Source organism: Bacillus sp. AP50, from assembly GCF_040492675.1.
Classification (GTDB): Bacteria; Bacillota; Bacilli; order Bacillales; family Bacillaceae_G; genus Bacillus_A; species Bacillus_A cereus.
Map to the genome: position 1 here is coordinate 1 of NZ_JBEUTW010000064.1, position 3,648 is coordinate 3,648.

Here is a 3,648-nt window from a genome sequence, read left to right on the forward strand (position 1 = left end):
GGTATGTTCACTATTTTGAGATGTTCCCAAAGCGAAACTCTTTTAGCTTTTACGTTATTTATTAGAATTCGGTTCATTTTTTATGCACTCAGTTATATAATAAATGACTGAATTTATAGGGTAATAACTTTCAATTAATAATAGAAAGTTATTACAATGTTATTTCATTTTTGAAGTCCTCTTCACAAAATCCTTAATGTCCCTCAAATTTTTCCCGCTAATATTATCTTTGATGGTTAAATTTAGTTCAATTTCTAATTTTGCAAATACTGCTCCTACACAATTATAGATACTTAATCCCTCTATACTCTTTCAAGCGGTAATCCATTCCGATGGAAATTACAAATGACAAAATTTATCCGTTTTTCCTACTTGCTAAATTCAGCAAGTAAAATGTTTTTAAAAACTTCTGGATTATTAAGGTTTAAACTGTTCGAATTGATAGCGAGTGTATGTTTACCTCCAAGCGTTCCACCAGCAAAAGTGGAAAACCCTGGAACGGCCCCCCTGTGTCCCCATACCGAGACACCGTTCGGAAGCTTAATTTCAAGTATTCCAAGACCATATCCGGTTCCCTCTCTATTTGTAGGAACTGTAGTAAGCATTTGTTTTAACTGCTGTTCCTTCAGTAATTTGCCACCTAGTAAGCAAGAGAAGAATTTGTTTAAGTCGTCAGCAGTAGAAATCATATCTCCATCCGAGCTACCTGGGTTAATATAAGTAACATCTTTTAGCTCACTCGCTCCGTCTAGTTGCAAATAGCCACGGGCATGCTTGGTGCCTGGAATCACGCTTGAATTACCAGGTAGAAATGTATTTGACAAATCAAGCGGTTCAATAATCCGATTTTCAACCTCTTCCGCATAGCTGTTTCCTGTTACTTTTTCAATAAGGATTCCTAGTATTACATATCCTGTATTTGAATAAGACCAACCCTTTCCTGGGGCAAAGTCTGGGGGAAGTGAAATCCCCATCTTTACAAATTCTTCAGCCGTATACGATTTTTTTATATCCGTAATATCAAAGTCTTTTGAATTTATATAGTCAGCAATACCACTTGTATGATTCAATATTTGCCGGATCGTAATCTGGTTACCATCATATCCGTTTCCTTGAATAACACCAGGTAACCATTTTTCAATGGAGTCGTCTAGATTCAAACGGTTCTCTCCAGATAATTGAAGTAGAACTGTTGCAATGAACGTTTTCGTCACACTGCCAATGCGAAAGCGAAAATCTGCTTTCATTGGTTTCTTAGTTTTCAGATCCGCTACCCCAGCTGTATAACTCCAAGTTTTACCCCCCTTAGAAATTTTAGCGAGTATTCCTGGGTATCCAAGTTGCAGTTCATCTCGCATTGCTTTCTTAACGGAAGTACGATCGCTTTGCGTACTTGTTTGTAACGAACTAGATACATTTTGCGTAGGTTCTGCTTTTACAATTAATGTTGGTGTTATGTATAACAGGGAACTTCCACCTATTAAAAGTGCTAGACTTGCACATGTAATTTTACTGCGTGTTTTCATAAAGAATTCCTCTCTTCTATTTAAATTGTATTGATGGCTGATAGCTGTCTCATATACTAACCACATAGCTATCAACTCTCCCAATGATAAAAGTCAACACTGAATTTGCAATCAACGTACTAATCATTATTTTCACAAACACCATTGTGTTCTAACAATCTCTAAATCACTCTTTTTCCACATACATATTAACCATAGAAATTACTTCTTTTCCTTAAAACACTCTTGTTACTGATTATTTGTTTTATATGTAGGCCGTACTTGTTCCCCCCTTCATGCCTCCTTATATTTTTATCCTACACAATGAAAATCTCTTTTTTCTTACCTATTCCTTACAAATTCCTTACATACAAAATCACTTCTACAATAGGACTGAAGTAGTATCTGTGCCCGAAAGCGCAAAAAACACCAATGCTTTTCGCTTCAGTGTTTTTGCGCTTTACATATTGTAAGATTCGTTTTACTCTTAACAGGTTAAACTGCTGATTTTTTCTAATGCGATTATTCTTCTTGCTATATAAAACAAATTTCATTGTGTTATATGAAATTTGTCATTAAGGCACATGATTCTAAATTTATTGATGTACTTGAGATGGACTCACTTTTTGAATTTGAACAAGTATATCAAACGCTTTACCTAATGATATATCAACAGTTTTTGGTATATCAGGCCCTTCGGTAGTTATTCCAGCGAAAATTGGCTGTTGTTCGTTTAACCAAGTTTTTGTCACACCGTTCGCCTTACGTAAATCAATAAAAAATTGATCTTTTTTGACCTGTCCAAAAATGTAGTTATAACTGTTTGGATCATCCGATTTTAATGTTCCATAGGGGCCAAATTCACCATTGCTATTCTTCACATTGTATTGTCCTTCATAAACTGACGTTCCAATAGATACGTACCGTTTTCCGTAATATTCTGCTAAATGCTGCCCTGCTACTTTAGGGTATATAAAAGAAAGCATATTTGTTTTCGAAACGTGTCCATTATGTCCCCATACAATGGTTTTTCCTAAATGTTCTTCAGTCCACTTCGCATTTTCATACATTGCAATATCATGTTTCAAATAAAAATCCGCTGGTTTATCAGGAGGTGTCGCTAACATTGTAGTAAACTGTTCAATAATACGAGCATTTTGCTTTATCCATACGAACTCTTTAGATTTCCCATTTAAATGACTTTTATTTTCCTCTAATAAAGCACTAATTTGTTTAGCATCTAAAACATACTTTTCTTTTTCTTCTTTCGTAAGGCTTTCAAAAGTATTCATATCCTTTGTTACAGGAATAAGCCCTTTTATCTTCTCTTCTACTCTAGGCAACAGTTTTGAATTGTTCGCTTTAATATATTCTATTATATTATTATAAACATTTTCGTTTACTGATTGAATGTCCATCCCGATGACACGTACTTTCGATTTATGTTTTGGATTAGCATTATATTGCCGAATCCAATCAAGTAAATCTAGCATTTCTTTCGTCTTAAATACAGGTGTTAGGTGTTGGCTTGGGTTTCCCTTACCAGTAAGAACATATCGATCAAGTTCCAAGGCCCTGTCCCATCCCTCTTCTAAAACTAGATTGGTAAAGCCCCTTTCAGATACTAAATACTTAACAATGCGGTGTTTCATCGTAAAAACTTCATGAGCCCCATGCGTAGCTTCACCTAAACCTACAATTGAAGCTGAACCTACCATATCCTTAAGTGGTTTCAAATCATTAAGAGATGCAGTTGGATTAGTTGTTTTTAAAGGCTTTGCATGTGCTTCTAACCATTTCGTTATTTGATTTGTATTATAGGGAGCTGTAACAGAAACCTCTGTTTTCGAATCTGCATAAGTATTTCCTACAAAATGAGTCATTGTTATAGCAGAAGCAACAATTGCAATAATTATTTTCTTTTTCATAAAAAACCTCCTGAAATATTTACTTATAGCTTTTTAACATACTCTGCCAACTTCCGTTTAAAACATTCATTTTCTTATTACTGTTAAGATACATTTATTCTAGTTCCTAAAACTCACTTATTTCTTAATAGGTTCTTAAGAAATTCTTAATTCATTTATACGAATATAAAACTAAATAAGCTTCAATTCATTGTATTGTAAATTCCTCATTGCAT

Annotated in this window: 2 protein-coding genes; both read right to left on the reverse strand. The window is 34.4% G+C overall.

The window, feature by feature from the left end:
* Nucleotides 1-368: 368 nt before the first annotated feature.
* Nucleotides 369-1,526, reverse strand: coding sequence for a serine hydrolase domain-containing protein (locus ABWK52_RS06775; protein WP_002103315.1), 1,158 nt, complete (start codon nucleotides 1,524-1,526; stop codon nucleotides 369-371).
* Between the two features lie 575 nt (nucleotides 1,527-2,101).
* Nucleotides 2,102-3,433 (reverse strand): erythromycin esterase family protein, encoded by a 1,332-nt coding sequence (locus ABWK52_RS06780; protein WP_069605259.1) that lies wholly within the window; start codon nucleotides 3,431-3,433, stop codon nucleotides 2,102-2,104.
* Nucleotides 3,434-3,648: the final 215 nt, after the last annotated feature.

Bases quoted from the DNA above. Each gene is read 5' to 3' on its own strand.
- ABWK52_RS06775 (WP_002103315.1), bottom strand. From the start codon at position 1,526: ATGAAAACACGCAGTAAAATTACATGTGCAAGTCTAGCACTTTTAATA.
- ABWK52_RS06780 (WP_069605259.1), bottom strand. From the start codon at position 3,433: ATGAAAAAGAAAATAATTATTGCAATTGTTGCTTCTGCTATAACAATG.